Annotated in this window: 1 protein-coding gene; it reads right to left on the reverse strand. The window is 67.6% G+C overall.

What is annotated here, in order from left to right; all coding sequences use genetic code 11:
- Nucleotides 1–864, reverse strand: an 864-nt coding sequence (locus ABTY98_RS42125; RefSeq protein WP_352226467.1) for an IS701 family transposase, incomplete at its 3' end; no start/stop codon positions are given.
- Between the last annotated feature and the right edge of the window lie 1,052 nt (nt 865–1,916).

Consider the following 1,916-nt stretch of genomic DNA (forward strand, 5'->3'; position numbering starts at 1 on the left):
CTCCAAGTCATGTGCAGTGGGGGCGAGTTGAACAGCCGCCCAGTCGTACTCGCGCGGGCCCTTGGCGCCGTCCGCACAGGACCGGCGCTCGAAGGTCTCCTCGGGTACCAGCGCCCGCAGCTCGCGGGCCTGCCGGGTGCGGCCGTCGGGCAGCGGCAGCACCTCGGTTTTCGGGATGGCGAGCACGTAGCGGACGTGGTGTTCCTCCAGCCAGGCGCGCAGCGCCCGGCACTGCCCGTATGCCTCGTCGGCCAGGAAGTAGGTGAACGGCACCGAGGCCGCCAGGGCGCGTTCCAGCATCCGCCGGGCCAGCTCCGGTTTGGTGGCCACCGCGCTCGCGCGTTCGGGCGGGATGCCCTGCTCGGCGCAGCGGCGTTCGTGCTCCGCGGAGGTGCCGGCCCAGTTCCTGCCGAGGTAGAGCTCGCTGTCGATCAGGGTGCGGCCCTTACCGGATCCGTACGACAGGTGCACGCTGACCTGGGCGTTCTCGACCCTGCCCGCGGTTCCGGTGTACTGCCGCTGCACCCCGGCACTCTTGGTGCCCTTTTTGATGTCGCCGGTCTCGTCCGCGATCAGCACCGCGTCGTCGGCGGCCAGGGCGGCGACCGCGAAGGCGCGGACCCGGTCGCGCAGTTCGTCCGCGTCCCACGCGGCCTTGGCTAAAAAGCCCTGCAACCGGTCCGGGTTGGGGTGGCCAGCCGCCTCCGCGAGCTGCCACAGGTTCTTGCGCGGCACCTCGCTCAGCAGCCCGCGCACCATCGCCCGCAGATTCTCCCGGGAGGCCGGACGCGCGAACACATCGTCCACCGAGGCGCACAGCGCCTCCAACTCACCCTCCAAGGCCCGGACTTCGGCCTCACTCAACTCATCAGTCCGCACCACGCCCAGCGGCAGTTTCAACCCCACGAACGGAGCAACGAGCCAACCACCGTCACGTCACGTGAACCACCGGCTGTAGTACTAGTCGCCCTGTTGGACATCGTCAAAGCTCAGCTGTGCCCCGTCCCGTTCACATGTAGGGCAGCAGCACGGCAGCCACGACTCCGGGAGTCGGCACCACTCGGTGTAGATGCTCCGACCGGTAAGCATGGACACGGCGACCCGATACTTCACGGGCCCGGAGGGTGAACCCCACGCAGCGAGGCATTCAGGCAGACGGAGCGAAACCATCTCGTCCCGGAAGCCTGTGAGCCGGATCGGAAACTCCGTGATGTCCGGGCTAGCCAGCGGGTGCGCGTTGCTCTTCTCCGGAAAGGACAACCACTCACAGCCAACGAGGGTGGAGTACTTGGCCCAGGGGCCCAGGGCTCGGCGTTCGGGAACTACGCGTGCCCACAGCACCGCGTCCCGAATCCGCACTTCTGTCTCGCCTCGGTTCTCCAGCACGAGTTCGACCGACCGCCGAACATGGAGTGTCCTGCCGCCCGGGGTCGCGCTGATGAGCGTGCTACCGCTGTGCGTCACTGAAAGCCGTGGCCGCTTGCGCTTGTAGGTGGCGTACGACACCGCCATGTTCGCGGCGGAGACCAGAGCCGCGCTAGCTCCGATGAGACGTGCGATGTTGTCTGGTCCTGACACGGTTCCCCTCTCACCACCCGCGCCCATACAGAACGGTCTGTGGGAAGAATCGCCCACCCGCTTGCTGCGCATGCTGGTTCTGAGGAGGTTTTGAGCATCAGGGCACGACCCGGGGCCGGCGGACCGTCAGCCCCGGGGCGCGCGGCAAGCTCTACGCGGGCGCCTGGGCCGTCTGCTCGGCCTGGGCCCGGGGTTCCGCAGAAGTCCGCTCGCCTAGACGAGTCTTTCCGAATGCTTGCGGGTGCGGGGAGAGGGTGTCCATGATCGTTTGTGACGACGAACCTGGACACCCTCGTGACCGCACTCTACGTAAAGATCGATGACGAGCGAGCGGGTAT

It is taken from the genome of Streptomyces sp. NPDC096040 (assembly GCF_040303265.1).
Lineage (GTDB): Bacteria > Actinomycetota > Actinomycetes > Streptomycetales > Streptomycetaceae > Streptomyces.